The 20,357-nt window shown below is 63.9% G+C and carries 12 protein-coding genes and 1 other RNA gene; 1 reads left to right on the forward strand and 12 read right to left on the reverse strand.

The features are described from left to right. Positions 1-22: 22 nt before the first annotated feature. From Q0P52_RS13955 to rnpB, 7 genes are all read right to left on the reverse strand, one after another. Positions 23-244, reverse strand: a complete 222-nt coding sequence (locus Q0P52_RS13955) for a hypothetical protein (RefSeq protein ID WP_293763604.1) — start codon at positions 242-244, stop codon at positions 23-25. 199 nt (positions 245-443) lie between these two features. Beyond that, positions 444-1,718, reverse strand: a complete 1,275-nt coding sequence (gene purD / locus Q0P52_RS13960; protein WP_293763601.1) for a phosphoribosylamine--glycine ligase — start codon at positions 1,716-1,718, stop codon at positions 444-446. 67 nt (positions 1,719-1,785) lie between these two features. Beyond that, positions 1,786-2,613 carry a hypothetical protein gene (locus Q0P52_RS13965; protein ID WP_293763598.1) on the reverse strand — a complete coding sequence of 276 codons (828 nt, stop codon included), beginning with the start codon at positions 2,611-2,613 and terminating at the stop codon, positions 1,786-1,788. 55 nt (positions 2,614-2,668) lie between these two features. Further along, the gene (gene purH, locus Q0P52_RS13970) at positions 2,669-4,246 is read right to left on the reverse strand and encodes a bifunctional phosphoribosylaminoimidazolecarboxamide formyltransferase/IMP cyclohydrolase (RefSeq protein ID WP_293763595.1); all 1,578 of its coding nucleotides are present in this window, start codon (positions 4,244-4,246) and stop codon (positions 2,669-2,671) included. 128 nt (positions 4,247-4,374) lie between these two features. Then, a complete protein-coding gene (gene fis, locus Q0P52_RS13975) occupies positions 4,375-4,611 on the reverse strand; it encodes a DNA-binding transcriptional regulator Fis (protein WP_293763592.1) in 237 nt (78 codons plus the stop codon). Positions 4,612-4,688: 77 nt separating this feature from the next. Further along, complete coding sequence (gene dusB / locus Q0P52_RS13980; RefSeq protein WP_293763589.1) at positions 4,689-5,717, reverse strand: tRNA dihydrouridine synthase DusB; 1,029 nt, start codon at positions 5,715-5,717, stop codon at positions 4,689-4,691. Between the two features lie 143 nt (positions 5,718-5,860). After that, positions 5,861-6,242, reverse strand: an RNA gene (gene rnpB, locus Q0P52_RS13985) — RNase P RNA component class A. Between the two features lie 104 nt (positions 6,243-6,346). Between rnpB and Q0P52_RS13990 the strand changes: the two genes are divergently transcribed. After that, positions 6,347-9,526, forward strand: a complete 3,180-nt coding sequence (locus tag Q0P52_RS13990) for an EAL domain-containing protein (RefSeq protein WP_293763586.1) — start codon at positions 6,347-6,349, stop codon at positions 9,524-9,526. A 439-nt stretch (positions 9,527-9,965) separates the two neighbouring features. Here Q0P52_RS13990 and Q0P52_RS13995 read toward each other — a convergent pair whose 3' ends face one another. The 5 genes from Q0P52_RS13995 to aceF form a co-directional block, all read right to left on the reverse strand. Beyond that, positions 9,966-13,793: a translocation/assembly module TamB domain-containing protein gene (locus tag Q0P52_RS13995; RefSeq protein WP_293763583.1), complete on the reverse strand. Its 3,828-nt coding sequence runs from the start codon at positions 13,791-13,793 to the stop codon at positions 9,966-9,968. Then, on the reverse strand, positions 13,793-15,556 hold the full coding sequence (locus tag Q0P52_RS14000) for an autotransporter assembly complex family protein (RefSeq protein ID WP_293763580.1): 1,764 nt from the start codon (positions 15,554-15,556) through the stop codon (positions 13,793-13,795). Before Q0P52_RS14000 ends, Q0P52_RS13995 begins: the two co-directional genes overlap by 1 nt. A gap of 123 nt (positions 15,557-15,679) precedes the next feature. Then, positions 15,680-16,453 (reverse strand): hypothetical protein, encoded by a 774-nt coding sequence (locus tag Q0P52_RS14005; protein WP_293763577.1) that lies wholly within the window; start codon positions 16,451-16,453, stop codon positions 15,680-15,682. A 215-nt stretch (positions 16,454-16,668) separates the two neighbouring features. Further along, on the reverse strand, positions 16,669-18,468 hold the full coding sequence (gene lpdA / locus Q0P52_RS14010) for a dihydrolipoyl dehydrogenase (RefSeq protein ID WP_293763574.1): 1,800 nt from the start codon (positions 18,466-18,468) through the stop codon (positions 16,669-16,671). A 134-nt stretch (positions 18,469-18,602) separates the two neighbouring features. Further along, positions 18,603-20,258, reverse strand: coding sequence for a dihydrolipoyllysine-residue acetyltransferase (gene aceF, locus Q0P52_RS14015; protein ID WP_293763571.1), 1,656 nt, complete (start codon positions 20,256-20,258; stop codon positions 18,603-18,605). Between the last annotated feature and the right edge of the window lie 99 nt (positions 20,259-20,357).

Below are 20,357 nucleotides of genomic sequence, written 5' to 3' on the forward strand. Positions count from 1 at the left end.
CCAGACATGCAAAGCGCGGAAACTAGCGCTGTAGATGATGCAGCGCCTTTGCCCCGGCCTCTCGCGGCGGCACGGCATGCCAGGCGCAGCAGCGGTTCACCGGCGTATCGACACCGAACTGGCGGAACCAGTAGGCCACGCGATGCCAGCAGCGGCGTTCGTGACGAAGAAAACGGATCAGCGCGTGCAGCGGGTCGCCGGCATGGGGAGGCTGCAGAGTGGGCGTGGCGGGCATGGCGATCACCTTGGCGTGATGTTCATGACACCACTGTAGTTGCCGCTGGGTGAAAGTCAGCTAAAAAAAACCGGTCCGGGCATAAAGATGTCATCAACGTCCTTCGGCCAACCCTGGCCTGATGCGCCGGGCGACAAGGTTTGCCGAAGGCGGCAAAACAAAACAGCGCCGCAAGGGCGCTGTTTGCAAGGCGGGGAAACGGCCGGACTCAACGGCGGTTGATCGCCTTGTTGCCGATGTCCCGACGATACTGGCAGCCGTCGAAACGGATGCCTTCGGCCACGGCATAGGCCTTGGCTTGCGCCATCTTGACGCTGTCGCCCAGCCCCACCACGCACAGCACGCGGCCGCCACTGGTGAGCACCTGCTTATCGTCGCCAAGGCTGGCGCCGGCGTGGAATACCATGCTGTCAGCGGTTTCCGCCGGCAGGCCGGTAATCACATCGCCCTTGCGCGGCGCATCCGGGTAGCCGGCGGCGGCCAGCACCACGCCCAAGGCCACGCGACGGTCCCAATCGGCTTCCGCATCACCCAGCTTGCCGTTGACGCCGGCTTCCAGCAGCACGGTGAAGTCGGACTTCAGGCGCGCCATGATGGGCTGGGTTTCCGGGTCGCCGAAGCGGCAGTTGAATTCGATGGTGAACGGGTTGCCGTCCTTGTCGATCATCAGGCCTGCGTAAAGGAAACCGGTATAAGCGTGGCCGTCCTTCTTCATGCCCTGCACGGTGGGCATGATGATTTCGCGCATCACGCGGTTGTGCACTTGCGGCGTCACCACCGGCGCCGGGCTGTAGGCGCCCATGCCGCCGGTATTGGGGCCCTTGTCGTCGTCCAGCAGGCGTTTGTGATCCTGGCTGGTGGCCATCGGCAGCACGTTGTCGCCATCCACCATGACAATGAAACTAGCCTCTTCGCCTTCTAGGAAGTCCTCGATCACCACGCGCGCGCCGGCGCTGCCCATCTTGTTGCCCACCAGCATGTCGTCGATGGCGGCATGCGCCTCATCCAGCGTCAGCGCCACCACCACGCCCTTGCCAGCGGCGAGACCGTCGGCCTTGATGACGATGGGCGCACCCTTGCCGTCCACATAAGCGTGAGCGGCCGCAGCGTCGGTAAAGGTTTCATAGCCGGCGGTGGGAATGCCGTGACGCTTCATGAAGGCCTTGGCGAAGTCTTTGGAGCTTTCCAGCTGCGCGCAGTATTGCGTGGGGCCGAAAATCTTCAGACCGGCGGCGCGAAAAGCGTCCACCACGCCGGCGGCCAGCGGGGCCTCCGGGCCCACCACGGTCAGTTGCACGCCTTCGCGCTGGGCGAACGCCACCAGCTCGGCATTGCCGGATACGTCCACATTGGTGAGATTCGGGTCCAGCGCCGTGCCGGCGTTGCCGGGCGCGACAAACACTTTGGACACGCGAGCGGACTTGGCGATGCGCCAGGCCAGCGCGTGTTCGCGGCCGCCGGAGCCGATAACCAGAACTTTCATCTTGTCGATCCTTCCTGAATGGACAGCCTGGGCTGTCCGGTATGGGCGGGCCGTCGCGACGGCCCGCTCAGAATTGGATATTCAGCTCTTGCGGGAAAGGGTATTCCCCTTGCCCGTTGGGCAACAGGCTGAGCTGCTTCGTCACCGCCCTGCCCTCCAGCTTGCCCCGCCAGCTGACTTGCAGCGGCCAGAAGTCGTCCGCAACCTGCTGCCAGCGCCATTCGACCTTGAGCGCGGTCAGCGGACACGCCGCGCTGCCTTGCTCGCCGCAGGCGCCGCTGTTGTCGGCCTCCGACACCAGCGTGCCCATTGAGCGGATCTTGCCGCCGTCGGCGCGGAAAAAATGCACATTGGTCGCGCTGTAACCCTGTTGCAGATAGCCGCCTTGCAACACCCAGCCCCACTGGCGCGGGCCCAACTGCGCCACCTTGGCAGAGCCGGCCATGCCGTTGGTGCCCATTTCCAGCTGTTCTTCCGCCGCCAGCCGGTACTGCCCGTCGCGCAGGGCGAACAGCAGCATGCGGTTGACGCCGGAGGCGGCGAAGCTGTCCATGCCGTCGCCGGCCGATTCGGCGGTGTCGGCGTTCAGCGTGGTCAGCAGCCAGCCCTGGCCAGCCGCATCGCGCACCCGCACCAGCGGGCCGAACACGCCGACAAACTCGCCGCCGCCATTGCTGGCGCTGGCGTCGAATTTCCATTGCCCGGCTTTGCCGGCCGCCGCCATCTCGTGTTCTTCGCGATAGGCGGCAATGGCGGCTTCGGCCAGCCTGGCTTCATCCACCGGCGCGGCAAGGGGCTGCGGGGCGGGCGGCGTCGGCCACTCCAGCCACGCCACGCCGGCCAACAGGCCCACTACCAGCACAATGACGGCCATGCGACTGAACAGGGTTTTCATGTTTGCTCACGCGCCGAGCGGCCTGCCTTCGCAAGCCGCGCGGCGAGATGCGCTATCAATGGCGGAAATGACGAACGCCGGTCAGCACCATGGCGATGCCGTGTTCGTCGGCGGCGGCGAAAACTTCTTCGTCGCGCATGGAGCCGCCCGGCTGGATGATGGCCTTGATACCCTGTTCGGCGATCACATCAATGCCGTCGCGGAACGGGAAGAAGGCGTCGGAGGAGGCCACCGCGCCTTGCAGGCTCAAACCGGCATCCTGCGCCTTGCGGGCGGCAATGCGGGTGGAGTCCACACGGCTCATTTGGCCTGCGCCGATACCGGCGGTCTGACCGTTCTTGCAGAACACGATGGCATTGGACTTCACGTACTTGGCGACGCGCCAGGCAAACAGCAAATCGGACAGTTCTTGTGGGGTAGGCTGACGCTTGGTCACCACGCGCAGCTCTTCCAGGCTGACGTTGCGGATATCCGGGGTCTGCACCAGCACGCCGCCGCCCACGCGTTTCAGCTCAAAGCGGTTGGCGCCGGCTTCCAGCGGGATCTCCAGCACACGTACGTTCTTCTTGGCGGCGATGATGGCCTTGGCTTCTTCGGTGAAGGACGGGGCAATCAGCACTTCCAGGAACTGGCCGGTGACGGCTTCCACGGTTTCGGCATCCACCGGGCGGTTGAAGGCGATGATGCCGCCAAAGGCGCTGGTGGTATCGGTAGCGAAAGCCAGACGATAGGCGCTCAGAGTATCCGCCGCCACGGCCACGCCGCAGGGGTTGGCGTGCTTGACAATGACGCAAGCGGTGTCGTCGAAGGTCTTGACGGCTTCCCAGGCGGCGTCGGCGTCGGCGATGTTGTTGAAGGACAGTTCCTTGCCTTGCAGCTGACGGTAATTGGCGATGGTGCCGGCGGCCGGGTCTAGGTCGCGGTAGAAGGCGGCGGCCTGATGCGGGTTTTCGCCGTAGCGCATGTCTTGAACTTTGACGAACTGGGCGTTCAGGCGATTCGGGAAGGCCACGCGTTCCGGCTTGCCGGCAGTGACGCCTTCGGCGAGGCTGGTCAGGTAGTTGGAAATCGCGCCATCGTAAGCGGCGGTATGGGTGAAGGCTTTCTTCGCCAGTTCGAAGCGGGTGCCGCGAGCCAGCTTGCCGTCGTTGGCTTTCAGCTCGGCAGCCAGGCCGGCATAGTCGGCCGCGTCGGTGACGATGGCCACATGCGCCCAGTTCTTGGCGGCGGAGCGCACCATGGTCGGACCGCCGATGTCGATGTTTTCGATGGCGTCTTCCAGCGTACAGTCAGCCTTGGCGATGGTGGCTTCAAACGGGTAGAGGTTCACGCACACCAGATCAATGTTGCCGATATCGTGCTCGGCCATCTTGGCCACGTGCTCGGGCAAATCGCGACGCCCCAGGATGCCGCCGTGCACTTTCGGGTGCAGGGTCTTGACGCGACCATCCAGCATTTCCGGGAAACCGGTGTAGTCCGACACCTCGGTCACCGGTACGCCGGCATCGGCCAGCAGTTTGGCGGTGCCGCCGGTGGACAGAATATGCACGCCCAGCGCAGCCAGCTCGCGGGCGAAATCCAGAATGCCGGTCTTGTCGGAGACGCTGATCAGGGCACGTTCGATTTTGGTCATGTTTCTCTACCGTGTTGTCTATAGATGGATGGAAAACGGTATGCCCCGCCGGGGTCGGCCGGCCGGGGCGCGCGGCGAGCGCGCAAAAAAACCGGCCATCCTGTGGTAACGGTATGGCCGGTTTATCTTCATATCAAATCATACGATTTCATTTTTTTGCGCAGCGTGTTGCGGTTCAAACCCAGCAACTCCGCTGCGCGGGTCTGGTTGCCCTGCGTATGCGTCAGCACCACCTCTATCAGGGGCTTTTCCACGCAGGCCAGCACCATGTCGTAAATGGAGGCGGGGTCCTCGCCGTCCAGATCACGGAAATACTGCTCCATCGCCAGTCGCACCGACTGGGAGATATGGTCGTTGTTTTGCATATTCTTGGTTTTATCTTCAAGCATGTTTGGTCAAGGCCGCCAGCTTGCGCTCACTGCCGGCGCGCCTTCCTGATCCCTCAAACGGCCTCCGCCGCCTCGTCCAGCCCCAGGCTGTCTTCGTACACCAGTCTCTCGGAAAACTGGCCCAGCCTGTCGAAATACTCCCCCACTGCCCGGCGTTGCGCGCCGGTGTCCTCCAGCTGATACATGGCTTGGCGAAAGACATTGCCGTCCCGCAGCCCTTTTGTATACCAGGCGATGTGCTTGCGGGCGATGCGGCAGCCCGAGTACTCGCCGTAAAAACCGTACAGATCATCCAGATGCTCCAGCATCACCTGGCGGATTTCCGCCACCGACGGCGGCGGCAACAGCTCGCCGGTGTCGAGGTAGTGCTGGATCTCGCGAAAGATCCACGGCCTGCCCTGCGCCGCGCGGCCTATCATCACCGCGTCCGCGCCGGTGTGCTCCAGCACGTGCTCGGCCTTTTGCGGGCTGTCGATGTCGCCGTTGGCAATCAACGGAATGCTGATGGCCTGTTTCACCGCGCGCAGGGTGTCGTACTCCGCCTCGCCGCGATAAAGGTCTTCGCGGGTACGGCCATGCAAGGCCAGGGCCGCGATCCCGCAGTCTTCGGCCAACCTGGCCACGCGCAAGGCGTTGCGGTGTTCTCGACTCCAGCCGGTGCGGGTTTTCAGCGTTACCGGCACATCCACCGCCTTGACCACGGCCTCCAGAATGCGTCCCACCAGCGCTTCGTCGCGCAACAGGGCGGAACCGGCGGCCACATTGCACACCTTTTTGGCCGGACAACCCATGTTGATGTCGATGATCTGCGCGCCCTGCTCCACATTGACCCTGGCCGCCTCGGCCATTTGCGCCGGGTCCGATCCGGCGATCTGCACCGAAATCGGCTCCACTTCGCCCTCGTGATCGGCGCGGCGCAAAGTCTTGGTGGTATGCCACAAGGCCTTGTTGGCGGTAATCATCTCGGACACGGCCATGGCGGCGCCCATCTTCTTGCACAGCATGCGGAAGGGTCTGTCCGTCACGCCGGCCATGGGCGCCACTATCAGCCGGTTTTTCAGGGTATAAGGACCGATTCGCATCCGCTTTTCAGGGTCAAACGTACAGAAGGGCGGCCATTGTAATGCTTTTTTTTTGAGCAGTAAAAATCTTTTTGCTTATTTTTTGAGCAGGCTCGATAGCCGTAGGAAATCGGGGAAACATCTTCTTGAAACTGCTGGCGGGAATTGGAAGTCAGCCGATAAGCCGGGTTCTGTCGTTGGACAGTCATTCCTCTAGGCCTGCCGTTGCCGGCAGGCTCAAGCAACCTACCCGGGGACAACGCGAGCCACGTTAGCGCCCCCCTATTTGGTCTTGCTCCTGATGGGGTTTAGCCTGCCGTCCGTGTTGCCACGTCCGCGGTGCGCTCTTACCGCACCTTTTCACCCTTGCCTGATCCGTCCGTCCGTCTTGCGACAGGCGGCGCGGCCATCGGCGGTTCAGCTCTCTGTTCCACTTTCCGTCGCCTCACGGCGCCCGGCCGTTAGCCGGCATCATGCTCTGCGGAGCCCGGACTTTCCTCCCCATTGCCCCTTGCGAGGCTTTGCGGCGACTGTCTGGCTGACTTCCAGCGCGCATTCTACCTGAAGCCCCGCAGGCCTGAGTATTTTTCCTTACATGCCAAGACCATTCATTTATACTAACCCGCAATTTCCTAGGAACCTGGTTAATAATGGAGCTCAACTCCGGCAAATTGTCGCGGCTGCAGCTATTCGGCACGCTGGCCATCGTTTTCATGCTGGCCCTGACGCTGTCCGGCTACTTCCTGCTGACCAGCTGGAGCGATTTCCGCACCCGCGAAGACCGGGTGGAACAGGACGCCTACCGTCGCGCCCGCGACTATCTGCAATCCTACAATCAGCACAGCGCGCAAACCTTGCTGGCCCTGCGCGACCACTCCTCGGACATTCTCAAGCAGCAACTCAAAGAACAGGTTGACCAGGCCTATGCCGTGGCCGACGGCATCTGGCGGCGCGAGCATGGCCGCTTGCCAGAGGCGCGCGTTCAACGACTGATCGTGGAAGCGCTGCGGCCGCTGCGCTTTTTCGATGGCCGAGGCTACTTTTTCATCGACACGCTGGATGGCCACTGCGTGTTGCTGCCGACCCAACCGGAGCGGGAGGGCAGTTCGCTGCTGGAAAACCGCGACGACCGCGGCCGCTACATCATGAAAACGCTGATCCAATCGGTGGCCAGTGGCGAAGGCATGGGCTTTTCCTCCTACCGCTGGTATTTGCCGGGCACCCGGCAAATGTCGGAAAAGATCGCCTATTCGCGCCGTTTCGCTCCCTACGACTGGCTAATCGGCAGCGGCGAGTATCTGGCCAACGTCGACAGCCGCCTGCAGCAGCAAGCGCTCACCCTGCTCTCGCGCATGCGGCTGGGCGAGGACAGCGACGACTTCATGGTGATCGACGACAGCGGCGCATTGTTGCTCTACCCGGCCAACCCCCTGTACGAGGGCAAGCACTACCTGGCCCTGCCGCCCGACACCCGCGCGCGGGTGCTGGACCTGATGGAAAAAGGCAAGCAGGGCGGCTTTGTCGAATACAGTTCGGGCGACGACCGGCCCGGCCAACAAACCGCCCACCTCGCCTATGCCAAAAAACTGCCGGGCTGGAACTGGACGCTGGTGACCAGCCTGCATGTGCAATCCATTCTGGACGACAGCGAAAAAGCGCGGCGGGAGCTTGACGAGCAGCTGCTGCGCCGCGTCTCCACCATTCTGTTGATGACCCTGCTGGCCATGCTGGCCGCCGGCGCCTTCTCCTGGTTTTTCGTGCGCTGGATGAACGCCATGGTGGCGCGGTACCAAGCTGATCTGAGCCAGAGCCATCAAGAGTTGGAAGCCAGCGCGCGCGAGCTGCGCCTCAGTCACTTCATGATCGACAACGCCACCGATATGGTGGCCTTGCGCCGGGCCGAGGGCGAGCTGGTTTACGCCAACCGGGCGGCGCTGGAGAGTCTCGCAGACAATCAGGACCGCCGGCAGGTGTTGGCCGAAACGCTGTTTGCCTATCCCGAAGCCCGCCTGCCGCACACTTTCGAAGTAGCCATGCAGTGCGCGGACGGCGTGCGCCAGCTGGAAGTAACGGTCAGCGGCCTGCATTACCAGAACGAACGCTTCCTTTGCGCCACCGCGCGCGACATCACCCAGCGGCATCAGGCCGATTACCAGCTGCGACTGGCGGCAAAGGTGTTCGAGTCCAGCAACGAAGCCATTCTCATCACCGACGCCGACAACCGCATCGTGGCGGTGAATCACGCCTTCTGCGTGATTACCGGCTTCAGCGAGAAAGAAGTCATGGGCGAAACCCCGGCGCTGCTGCGCTCCGGCCGCCACGATCCCCACTTCTACCGGCAGATGTGGGAAGGACTGACCCAGCGCGGGCAGTGGTCGGGTGAAGTGTGGAATCGCCGCAAAAACGGCGAGATCTTCCCCGAATGGCTCAATATCAGCGTACTGACCGACTCTCAGGGCGATATCTCGCACTACGTGGCCCTGTTCACCGATATCTCGGAGCGCAAGGAGCATGAGGCGCGCATCCAGCATCTGGCCGAATACGACACCCTCACCGACCTGCCCAACCGTCTCTTGATCAACGACCGGTTGCAACGCGCCATCCGCATGGCCACCTTGCAGGAGGGACGCGTGGCGGTGATGTTTGTGGATCTGGATCACTTCAAGAACATCAACGATACGCTGGGCCACAACAACGGCGACCTGCTGCTCAAGCAGGTGGCGGAGCGGCTGTGCGGCTCGGTGCGCGACATGGACACCGTGGGACGCACCGGCGGCGACGAGTTCGTGCTGATCCTGCCCAGCGTCGGCCAGGCGGAAGAGGCGGCGCAGGTGGCCGAACGCATCCTGCGCGCGATGAAGGAACCCTTCCGGCTGGATGGCGACACGCTAGTGGTCGGCTGCAGCATCGGCATCAGCCTGATGCCGGACGACGGCGACGATATCCAGACCTTGCTGATGAACGCCGATCTGGCGATGTACCACGCCAAGGCGCACGGCCGGAACACCTTCCGCTTCTACACGCGGGAAATGAACGCGCAAGTGGCCGAACGCATGCAGCTGGAAAACCGCCTGCACCGCGCCATGGAGAACGACGAGCTGTATCTGGTCTATCAGCCGCAGTACGACATGGACGGCGCGGCGCTGCTGGGCTGCGAGGCCCTGCTGCGCTGGCAGGACCCGCAGGAAGGCCTGATCATGCCCGGCCGCTTCATCCCCGTGGCGGAAGAAAGCGGCATCATCGTCGAGTTGGGCGTGTGGGTATTGCAGCGCGCCTGCCGCCAGTTGGCCGAATGGCGCGCCGAAGGCCTGCCGCTGTCGCGGGTGGCAGTGAATGTCTCCGCCCGGCAACTGGCGCGCCACGACTTCATCGACACCGTGCGCAGCGCCCTGCAAACCTATCAGCTGCCCGGTCATCTGCTGGAAATCGAGGTGACCGAAAGCACGCTGATGGAAGACGCCGATTTCGCGGCTCGACAACTGGCCGTGCTCAAGGCTATGGGCGTGCGCTTGTCGGTGGATGATTTCGGCACAGGTTATTCCAGCCTCGCTTACCTTAAGCGCTTTGCGCCGGATACGGTGAAGATCGACCGTTCGTTCATATGCGATCTGCCGCAAGACAGCGACGACGCGGCGATCGTCACCGCCATCATCCAGCTGGCCAAGGCCTTGGGCATGCATACCCTGGCCGAGGGCGTGGAAAACGACCGGCAGCAGTCCTTCCTCACCGAGTTGGGTTGCGGCGGCATGCAAGGTTATCTGATGGGCGCGCCCTTGTCGGCCGACGCGCTGCGTCAACGTTTGCGCGAACTGCCCGCGGTATCGGTTTGAACCCTGCTGCGCCTTAGCGCGCCGGCAAGCAGGCCGGCCGCTTCGGCCAACCCTCCTCGCGGGCGCGCCGGGAGGGGGGAAGCAAAACCGGGCCTGCGCCCGGTTTTGTCAGATTATTGCCCTCTCGGCTTCTGGTCGGAAAGCGGAGCTCCCTTGCTGGGCAAGGTCGGATAGATGGGGTGCAAACAGGAACGCTGCGGCATCATCAAGCCACACCCGCCAACACCCCCCCTACCCCTGCATGACGCTTCCTTGTCATGCTGCCCATGCAGCCTGCCCCGCGTGCCTTGGCCCGGGACCTCCGCGAGGCGTTGTCAGCGGCGCCAAGAGTGGCTAACAAAATTCCCGATGCTGCGTTGCGCCTTGCCTCAGCCGTGAAGCTGATTTTTGTGGGCCGCGCTGAAGCAAATGGAAAGACCCGGCTTGAACGGGCCCGGCGCTAGTCAAAACGCAAGGTGTAGCGCGATTCCACCGAGGTATTGGTGCCGGCCCGCACCACCATCGACCAGTTTCGCGTCAGCTGATAAGCCAGCTTCACCGCCTGATCGGCGCTGGTGACGCCGTACTCGTAGCCCAGATACAGCTCGCGCGTCAGCTGACGGCCCACCGTCACCACCTGCTCCGCCGGACTCACCGAACCGTCCGCCAGCGTTTTTTCCTTGCGGCTGGTCAGGCCCAGATCATCAAAGAAACCCACCTGATCGTTGATGGAACCCGCTAGCATCAAGCCGGCAGCGGCGGCCAGCGCGTTGTCGTCGCGATCGCTGCTGGCGGCGTGCCCCAGCACCAGCCAGGCCAGCTTGTCCTTCTCCGACATCGACTCGTCCGCCACCAGCCGGATGCGCGGCGCGCTAGCGCTGCCCGACACTTCCACCCCAGCGCCCACCGGCGACAAATGGCGCTTGGCCACCACATTGAGCAAGGGGTTGTCCAGCGGGCCGACGAAAGTGATGATGCCCGTCTCGATATCCAGATCCTGGCCATAGGCCTTGTAACGGCCCCGCACTACCCGCACCTGACCGCGCGCCGCCGGCGGCAGGCCGGGGTTGGCCGATACCTTCACCACGCCGGTGAGGTCCACATCCAGGCCCTGACCGGCAAAGCGGAAGCGGTCGCCCAGGTCCAGATCCAGCGCCACCGTCAGCGGCAGGCTGGAGAAGGCGGAAGGCTCGGGCGGCTGACGCCCCTTCACCACCACATCGTCGCCCAGACTTGGCGCGCCGAATTTGGGCAGATCCACCCGCCCCTGATCGGCGCGGATGCGGCCGGTCAGCGAAATTTTCTTGTCCAGCACCGCCAATTCCGCGCCGCCGGACACCACCAGCTTGCGGTTGGGTTTGTCGAACACGCTGAACTTGTCGAGGTTTACCTTCACATTAACGTTGGGGTTGTCGGCCTGCAGATCCAGTGCGCCGGTAGCAGTGACCTCCCCCTTGCCGCCGGCAAAACGCAGGCGCTCCAGAATCAGGCTGCGGCCGGCCAGCCGCGCCTGCAGCACCCCTTCAGCCAGGCGGATGCCCGTCTTGTGGTCGGCCAGCATCAGATCGCGGCCGACAATCAGTCCGCTGCCCTGCGGCTGGGCGATCGGCCCGCTAAGCGCCAGGTTGGCCGAAAGCTGTCCGCCCAACTCCAGCGAAGGCGAGGCGAGCTTGGCGATGTCGCCCAGCGAAGGCACCGACAGCGCGGCGCTGGCCGACAGCGGGGTGCGGCCGTCGATCACCCCGTTGTTCCACGGCAAGCTGCCCTTGCCGTCCAGACGGGCGTAGCGGCTGTCCACCAGCGTGTCGAACAGCACCTGCCCGCCGTCAAAGCGCAGATTGACGCGCGCCTGCCGCAGGCCCAGCGGGCTGGTGCGGCCGCTGTCGCCCGGGATATTGATGTCGCCGGCGCTGCGATTGATCAACAGCGAACCTTGCGGGTGCGCGCCGTTGAGGTTGAGATCCCAATTGGCGTCAAATACCAGATTGTGTTCCAGCGGCAGACTCACCAGCGGCGCCAGCTCCGCCAGACGGATGCCGTCGGCGCGGCCGCGACTGCTGAGGCTGCCATTGGCCTGACGCACAAACTCGTTCAGGCTGAGGCTGCCGCCCAGCAAGGCAAGGCGCGTGCTGCCCAGCTTCACGCGCTCCGGGCCGGCCTCCAGCGCCACCGGCGAGAGCAGGCTCAGCCCCGGCTTGCCCGTCAGCTCCAGCTTCTGCAGCATGCCCTGCCATTGCCCCCCATTGGCCGGCAGGCCGCCACTGGCCAGCAACTGCACGCCATAGGGGTGATCGGCCAGATGGATGCGGCCATCCAGTTGCAGCTGATGCCGCGCACGGGTGCCGCTGGCCTGGGCTCGCAGCTGATCGGCGACAAAGCCGCCGGCTTGCAGGGCATCAACCGCCAGCTGCAAACGGAAGGGGCTGGCGGCATCGGCCTGCACATTGCCGTCCAGATTCAAGCTCTGTACCGCCAGATTGCCGGGCAGGCGCAGCCGGCTGGCCTGCAAACGGGCACTGATCAGCGGCGCTTTGGGCGTACCCGCCAGCTCCACATCCCCCTTGATCAGGCCGGAGAATTCCTTGCCCAGCAAAGCCAGATTGGGGGCGTCCAGCGTCAGCTTGAGCTTGTCGCCGGGCGCGCCGTAAGCGCCGTTGGCCTGCAGGCGGTTGTCCGCCAGACGCAGGTCGGCCTGCAACTGGCGCAGCCGCTGCTCTTGCAGATCCAGCGTGGCCTGTCCGGTCAGCGGCGCGCCGGAAAGACGGCTGGGTGCGAACTGCAGCGCCAATTTGCCGGACAGCGGCTTGGCCAGCTGGCCGCTGGCCTTCAGCGTGGCGTTAAGATCGCCCACTGGCAAAGAGGGCGACACGCGGGACGGGTCCGCCTTACTCAACTTGCCATTCACTTCGAATTCCTGCTTGCCGGCCAGACCCAGCTTGCCGGTCAGCGACAGGCTACCCGCGCCGGCGCTGAAATCCAACTGGTGCAGCAAGAGGGTTTTGCCGGCCTTGTCCTGCGCAAAGCCCAATTGGGTAAGCAGCTGCAAGGTACGGCCATACAGCGTGGCCTTGATGTCCGGTCCGGCGGCCGGCCCGGATACGCGCAAAGTGCCTTTGATGGTGTCGTCCGGCGCGGCGGCGTGCAAAGAGCGCAAGCGCACGCCTTCCAGCAGCGCGGCCAGGTCCAGCGAGCCCGGCTCGGCCTTGCCGGTGATGTCGATCTGGCCATCGATCAGACGCGTCATCAAGCGGTCCAGATGCAAGCGCTTGTCGTCGGCGCTGAATTCGCCCACCGCCAGCGCTATCGGCAACTTGCCGTCGGAGATCAGACCCGGCTCATTGTTGATGAGCGAGACGCCGCCTTTCACGCCCTGACCGGCCTGCGGTTCGGCATGCACGGCAAAGCCCAGCCGCGCCTGCGGCCAGCCAGGCATCAGCGCATGCGGGTTGACGCCGCCTACGCGCAGATCAAGCCGGGTGAAACGATTGTAGGGATTGATGGCGAAGGGTCGCAATTGACCATGCGCCTCGGCGAGTATGCCCTTGCCGTCTGCTTCGCCGTTGATGTCCAGCAGGCTGAGATTGCCGCCCAAGCGAACCGCCGCCCGCACCGCCACTTGCTCCAGCTCGCCGTTGGCTTTCAGTTCGCCGTGAATATCGAACGGCGCCTTGCCGGCCAGATCCAGGCTTGCCTGGGCATTGCCCCACGGCGTTTGCAACCGGGCATGCTCCAGTTGGTGACGACCGGTTTCATAGCGATAGGCCAGATCCAGCCCGTAAAAACGCAAATCGGACGGCAACAGCGTCAGGCTGGCCAGCTTGAGCTGGTCCACTTGCACATTCAGCGGCAACTCCAGCGATTTGGGCGCGCCGGTGGATGGCTTGCTCGGTCCGGGCCGGCTGCTCATCTTCACATTGCCCACGTCCAGCAAGGCCAGATGCAAGCGCCCGTGCCACAGGGCGGAAGGTTGCCAGTCCAGATGCGCGCGGTCGATGTCCAGATCGGTGTCGGCGCTGCGCCAGCGCAGCTCGTGCAAGGTGAAACCCGACCACAGCGTGCCTTCGGCGCGCGCCGACAAGGCCTTGCCGGTAAGCGCGGGCATTTGCGTCCACAACCAGGCAAAGCCGCTTTCGCTGCCCGTGAGCCAGCCAAGGGCCGACAGCAGGCCGGCAAACAGGACGGCCATGACCCACAACCAGCGACGGCGCGGGCGCGCCGCGGGCGGCGTGGCGGGAGCTTCAGGCGGGTTGGCCGAAGGGGAAGCGGGCAAGTCGGTGTGTTGCGCCATCAGAACGCCAGCCCCAGGCTCATGTTCCAGCGCAGGCGGCCATCTTTCTCCGCCTTGGCGATGTCGAAGGACAGCGGCGCCACCGGGCTGTACCAGCGCGCGCCCAAGCCGTTGCTGTGCTCCATCTTGTAGGTTTGCCAGCTGTCGGCGGCATTGCCGGCATCGTGGAACAGCGCCACGGCCCAGTCCTTGGCCACCGGAATCTGCCACTCCAGCGAGACGGTGCCGATCACGCGACCGCCCAGCACGGAACCATTCGGCCCGGGCAAACCCAGGCTCTGGTATTCATAACCGCGCACACTGTTTGCTCCGCCGGCGCGGAACAGCTGGGAAGTCGGCACATCGTTGCTGTCCTTGGTCCAGACCTGGCCGGCCTCGAAACGGGCGACAAACGTGCCCAGCTTGGGCAGCGGCGTCCAGTACCCCACCGCGCGGGAATAGGCGCGCACAAACTGGCTGGAGGTCAGCGCCGACCCCAGCGTGGTGGACAAGGTCACATCCAGCAGACGGCCGTTGCGCGGCCGCATGGTGTCGTCCACCGCGCGCTGGGTCCAGCCGAACACGCCCAGCAAGGCATAGGTGTCATTCTGGATGGTAGAACCGATTTCCTCGCTCTCGCGAATGAACTCGATGCCGAAACGGGCGTTGATATTGTCGCGCGCACGGATGCGCCAGGCGCCGGCGTCCACCGAGGTGGTCTTGATGCCCTGGATGTCGGTCTGCTTCCAGCGGGACGTGATGGAATGGGAGTAACCGTCCGCCTGGCGCGGAAAGCCCAGACCGAACGACACGTTCTTGTCGTTCTGTTTCCAGTCCACCAGCATGGAGCCGGTGAAACCGCGACGGAAAATATTGTAGTGGTCGTAGCCCAGGCGCACGCCGGGGCCATCGGAAGAATCGTACGTCAGGCCCAGCTCCAGCTTCTGGCGCGGGAATTCGGTCAGGCTGACATCCACCGGCACGCGATTGTCGGCATCCACCCGCGACATATCGGTGCTGACCACCACGCCGGAATAATGCACGTCCTGTTCCAGAGCAGACTGATAATCCAGCAGCTTTTTCTGCTGGTAGGGATCGCCTTCCTTGAAGTCCGCCAAGCCCTCCGCCACTTTGGCCGGATAGCGCTGGTTGCCGGTGATGGACATTTTGCCGAAACGCACCAGCGGGCCGCTGTCCACAACCACCTCCAGCTCGCCCTTGCCGGTTTCCGGGTCCAGTTTCGCCTGGCTGGAGGTGATGCGCGCCAGTGGAAAACGGTCGGCTGTCAGCACGCGCACCACGGCGCGTTTGCTGGCGTCCCAGTCTGATTGCCGGTAGGGCGCGCCCATGGGCAGGCTCCAGGCCTCCAGCGCTTCGCCCAGACGGGCCGGGAAGTTGCCTTCCTGTCGGATGGTGCCGTCCAGTTTGATGGTAACGTCGTCGATGATGACCGGCTCGCCCGGCTCTACCTTGACGGTGAAGCGCAGCGGAGCGGTTTCGCTGATGCTGATTTTGGGACGGAAGTAGCCCTCGGTTTCCAGCAGTTTGGCAGCCTCGGCCGGGGTTTCCTTTACCAGAGCGCGCAACTGGTAGTCGTCGATATCGGGATCTTTTTGCGCGGACACCAGCTCGAGGTTGTTCTTGAGCAGGTCGGCCAGGCCGGAAGGCGCGGCGACGTCCACCTGATAGTCCACCGCCGCCATGGCAGGCGCAGCCGCCAGTAGCGGCAGCAGGGCAAGGCGAAACGGGGTGGAAGAAGTGGAAATCGGCATGGTCACGGTCATCGGGAATCCGACCGATGGTATCCAAACTGGTTCCGTCTGGCGAGTGGGCGAGGTTCATTCGCACCCGCCGCGCGAAATCTTCCTTCGGCCAACCCTCGCCAGACGACGGAAAAACGCAGTGTCTCAGGGCTGCCAGTTGTCGTAGGGGCCGTGTACCCGCGCATAGGCGCGGGCCAGTTCACCACTGGCGCGCGCGGCAGCGATCGCCTTGCTCAAGGCCTTGTTGACGAAGTCGCCGCGCCGGTTGCAGGACAGGAACAGCACGTCCGGATAGTCGTCGTAATGCGCCCGGTGAATGCTGCCCAGCTTGAGCTTGCGAATCAGATAATCCGCTTCTTCCTGCGCCCAGATCACGCCGTCGATACGTCCCTGATTAAGCATTTTCAGCGAGCGCTCCAGATCCACCACGCTATTGGTATGAAAACCCCAGTTGGTGGGCGGCGCATGCAGCTCGTACTTGTTGAGATTGGCCATATCCAGCAGGGCCGCTTTGTCCAGTTGCTTGGCCTTGTTGGTGTAGAGCACGAAGGTGACCTTGCCCAGCATCTCGCTGGAAAACTGGTAGGGCGTCTGGTTGTCCGCGCCGTCGCGGATTTTCATGATGGGGAAACGAAAATCCGCATTCTGGTCATTGGTGTCCAGATACACCCGCCGCACCGGCTCTATGCTCAGGCTGATGCGCCCCTCCGGATAATACTTCCCCACCGTTTTGATGAGGTTGGCGAAAGGGCTGTCGACCGTGTTTTCCAGTACTACCGGCAGAAACACCGCAATGCCGTGAATGTCCGGCTGATTGAACTGAGCTGCGGTTTCCGGCGTGGCCGTGCCATTGCAGGCCAGCGCCAGCGGCGCGATGAACAGTAAAGCCGAAGCCAGGCGGACAGGCGTGAAAACCATGTTGCGCTCCTTGGCGGCCGGCTTTGCCGCGCGCAACCCTGGCGGGGCCGGCACAACGCAAACGTCCGCAATATGGGAAAGGCGTTCTTCGGTCTAGCACATCCTTCGGCCAACTCAACGCTGCAACGCAACGGAACGGAATAAAAAAAGCGGCGGGGAATGCCCGCCGCAAGACTGAGAGAGATGGCCGCCCTGACGAGGCGGCGCAAGTACAACTACTTTTTGCGCTGCGGCGGCAAGTCCGTGCAAGTGCCTTCGAACACCTCCGCCGCCATGCCGATGGACTCGCCCATGGTGGGGTGCGGGTGGATGGTCTTGGCGACGTCTTCCGCATCGCAACCCATTTCGATGGCCAGGCAAATCTCGCCGATCATGTCGCCCGCGTGCGGGCCGACGATGCCGCCGCCGATCACTTGGTGGGTGGCCGGGTCAAAGATCAGCTTGGTGAAGCCTTCATCGCGGCCATTGGCGATGGCGCGGCCGGAGGCCGCCCACGGGAAGACGGATTTCTCCACCTTCATGCCCTGCTTCTTGGCTTCGTCTTCGGTCATACCCACCCACGCCACTTCGGGGTCGGTATAGGCCACGCCCGGAATCACGCGCGCATCAAAGAAGGCTTTGTGGCCGGCGCAGTTTTCCGCCGCCACATGGCCTTCGTGCACGCCCTTGTGCGCCAGCATCGGCTGGCCGACGATGTCGCCGATGGCGAAGATGTGCGGCACATTGGTGCGCTGTTGCTTGTCCACCGGGATGAAACCGCGGTCGGTAACGGCGATGCCGGCGTTTTCCGCGCCCAGCAGCTTGCCATTGGGCGCGCGGCCGGTAGCGTACAGCACCAGGTCGTAGCGCTGCGGTTCCTTGGGCGCGCTGTCGCCTTCAAAGCTGACCCACACCCCGTCTTCCTTGGGCTCGATGCCCACGGTCTTGGTGTTCAGCATGATGTTGTCGAAACGGTGCGCGTTCCACTTCTGCCATACCTTCACCAGATCGCGATCCGCGCCCTGCATCAGGCCGTCCAGCATTTCCACCACGTCCAGGCGAGCGCCCAGCGTGGAATACACGGTGCCCATTTCCAGGCCGATGATGCCGCCGCCGATGATCAGCATCTTTTCCGGTACGGATTTCAGCTGCAAGGCACCGGTGGAGTCCACCACGCGCGGATCATTCGGAATGAAGGGCAGCTTCACCACGCGGGAACCGGCGGCGATGATGGCGTTCTTGAACTTGACGATCTTCTTTTCGCCGCTTTCTTCGCGCCCGGCGCCGGTGGTGACCGACACTTCGAGATGATGCGGATCGATGAAGTGGCCGTTGCCGCGCACGATTTCCACCTTGCGCGCCTTGGCCATGCCGGCGAGACCGCCGGTCAGTTTGCCGATGACCTTTTCCTTGTAGCCGCGCAGGACGTCGATATCCACTTCCGGCTTGCCGAACTTGATGCCGTTGGCGGCCAGGTGGCTGACTTCGTCAATCACGGCGGCGTTGTGCAACAGCGCCTTGGACGGAATGCAACCCACATTCAGACACACGCCGCCCAGGGTGGAATAGCGCTCGACAATGACCACCTTCAGGCCAAGGTCGGCGGCGCGGAAGGCGGCGGAGTAACCACCGGGGCCGCCGCCCAGCACCATCACATCGCATTCGATGTCGGCGCCGCCGCTATGGGTGGCGGCGATCGGGGCGCTTTGCGGGGCGAAACCGGCCTGGGTGGTGGCGGAGGCCACGCCGGTGCTTTCCACCGGTTTGGCTTCGGCCGGCGCAGCGCCAGCAACAGCAGCGGCTTCCACGATGACGATCACATCGCCCTCGCTGACCTTGCCGCCCACGGCGACTTTGACTTCCTTCACCACGCCGGCAGCTTCCGCCGGCACTTCCATGGTGGCCTTGTCGGTTTCCAGGGTGATCAGGCTGTCGTCCTTGCTCACCACGTCGCCCGGCTTCACGAAGACTTCGATCACGTCCACATTGCTGTGGCCGCCGATGTCCGGGACTTTCAGTTCAATCAGATTGCTCATGGTTTTCCATCCGCAATATTGGGGGCCGGCGCAAGGCCGGCCGCCTCGAGTCTGGGCTTGATTCTGCAAGGCGGAAACCCGCCTGCTTCTCGCATGGCAAGACGGAGCGCCCCGGCGGGGGCCCCGCCCTGTGCTTACAGGATCAGACGGCGCACGTCGGAGAGCAGCTTGCCCAGATGCACGGTAAAGCGAGCGGCGGCCGCGCCGTCGATCACGCGGTGATCGAAGGACAGCGACAGCGGGCACATCAGGCGCGGCGCGAATTCCTTGCCGTTCCAGATCGGCTTGATCTGGCTCTTGCACACGCCAAGAATGGCCACTTCCGGCGCATTGATAATGGGCGTGAAGCTGCTGCCGCCAATACCGCCGAGGCTGGAGATGGTGAAGGTGGCGCCTTGCATGTCGGTCGGCTTCAGCTTGCCTTCGCGAGCCAAGCCGGACAGCGTGGTCAGTTCCTGGGCGATTTCCTTCAGGCCCTTCTTGTCCGCGTCCTTGATCACCGGCACCACCAGACCATTCGGCGTGTCAGCGGCAAAGCCGATGTGGTAGTACTGCTTGAGCACTAGATTGTCGCCGTCCAGCGAGCTGTTGAACGCTGGGAAAGCCTTCAGGGTTTCGGCGGCGGCCTTGATGATGAAGGCCAGCGGGCTGATCTTCAGGCCCGACTTTTCCCACTCCTTGCCGATAGTCTTGCGGAAGTCTTCCAGCTCGGTGATGTCGCACTCGTCGTTGAACGTAACGTGCGGAATCATGACCCAGTTGCGGCTGAGGTTGGCACCCGAAATCTTCTGGATGCGCGACAGCGGCTTGGTTTCCACCGGACCGAACTTGGCGAAATCCACCTTCGGCCACGGCAGCAGGTCCAGGCCCATGCCAGAACCGGCCGGCGCGGCGGCAGGCGCTGCCAGCGTGGCGGGGTTCTGCATCACGCCCTTCACGAAGGACTTCACGTCGGTATCGAGAATGCGACCCTTGCGGCCGGAACCCTTCACCCGCCCCAGATCCACACCCAGTTCGCGCGCCAGACGACGCACGGACGGGCCGGCATGGGCCTTGGAAAAGGCGGCTTCGTCGATAACCGGGGCCGGCACATTGGCCACCACCGGCGCAGCGGCGGCAACGGGGGCGGCGGCGGCAGGCGCGGCGACCGGAGCAGGCGCTGCAGCGGCCACCGGGGCGGCTGCGGCTGCGCCAACGGCCTCCACCACGACGATCAGATCGCCCTGGCTGACCTTGTCGCCCACTTTCACTTTCACTTCCAGCACCTTGCCGCCTGCGGTGGCGGGCACTTCCATGGTGGCCTTGTCGGTTTCCAGCGTGATCAGGCTGTCGTCTACACTGATCATGTCGCCCGCCTTCACGGCCACTTCAATCACATCCACGCCGTTGTGGCCACCGATGTCCGGCACCACGATATCGACGCGGCCGGCAGCCGCAGGCGCGGCGGCAACCGCAGGCGCGGCGGCAACCGCTGCCGGCGCTGCAACCGGGGCGGCGGCAACAGGGGCGGCGGCCGGCGCGGCTTGTGCCGCCGGCGCTTCGGCGCTGGCGCCCACTTCGATCAGGGCGATCACATCGCCTTCGGACACCTTGCCGCCAACGGCGACCTTCACTTCGCGCACCACGCCGGCCTGGTCGGCGGGCACTTCCATGGTGGCTTTGTCGGTTTCCAGCGTGATCAGGCTATCGTCCACGGCCACGGTCTGACCCGGAGCGATGAACACTTCGATCACGTCTACATTGTTGTGCCCACCGATGTCGGGCACTTTCATTTCAATCAGCTTGCTCATGGCTTATCCACATCCTTGCGGGGCGAGGCGCGCCGCAGCGCGCCGCCGGTATCGGTAACAGCGGCCGGCAGCCTTTCGGCCAACCGGCTGACCATGCTT

Source organism: uncultured Aquitalea sp., assembly GCF_945957525.1.
In the GTDB taxonomy this organism is placed as follows: domain Bacteria; phylum Pseudomonadota; class Gammaproteobacteria; order Burkholderiales; family Chromobacteriaceae; genus Aquitalea.

Bases quoted from the DNA above. Each gene is read 5' to 3' on its own strand.
- purD (WP_293763601.1), bottom strand. From the start codon at position 1,718: ATGAAAGTTCTGGTTATCGGCTCCGGCGGCCGCGAACACGCGCTGGCC.
- Q0P52_RS13965 (WP_293763598.1), bottom strand. From the start codon at position 2,613: ATGAAAACCCTGTTCAGTCGCATGGCCGTCATTGTGCTGGTAGTGGGC.
- purH (WP_293763595.1), bottom strand. From the start codon at position 4,246: ATGACCAAAATCGAACGTGCCCTGATCAGCGTCTCCGACAAGACCGGC.
- fis (WP_293763592.1), bottom strand. From the start codon at position 4,611: ATGCAAAACAACGACCATATCTCCCAGTCGGTGCGACTGGCGATGGAG.
- dusB (WP_293763589.1), bottom strand. From the start codon at position 5,717: ATGCGAATCGGTCCTTATACCCTGAAAAACCGGCTGATAGTGGCGCCC.
- Q0P52_RS13990 (WP_293763586.1), top strand. From the start codon at position 6,347: ATGGAGCTCAACTCCGGCAAATTGTCGCGGCTGCAGCTATTCGGCACG.
- Q0P52_RS13995 (WP_293763583.1), bottom strand. From the start codon at position 13,793: ATGGCGCAACACACCGACTTGCCCGCTTCCCCTTCGGCCAACCCGCCT.
- Q0P52_RS14000 (WP_293763580.1), bottom strand. From the start codon at position 15,556: ATGACCGTGACCATGCCGATTTCCACTTCTTCCACCCCGTTTCGCCTT.
- Q0P52_RS14005 (WP_293763577.1), bottom strand. From the start codon at position 16,453: ATGGTTTTCACGCCTGTCCGCCTGGCTTCGGCTTTACTGTTCATCGCG.
- lpdA (WP_293763574.1), bottom strand. From the start codon at position 18,468: ATGAGCAATCTGATTGAACTGAAAGTCCCGGACATCGGCGGCCACAGC.
- aceF (WP_293763571.1), bottom strand. From the start codon at position 20,258: ATGAGCAAGCTGATTGAAATGAAAGTGCCCGACATCGGTGGGCACAAC.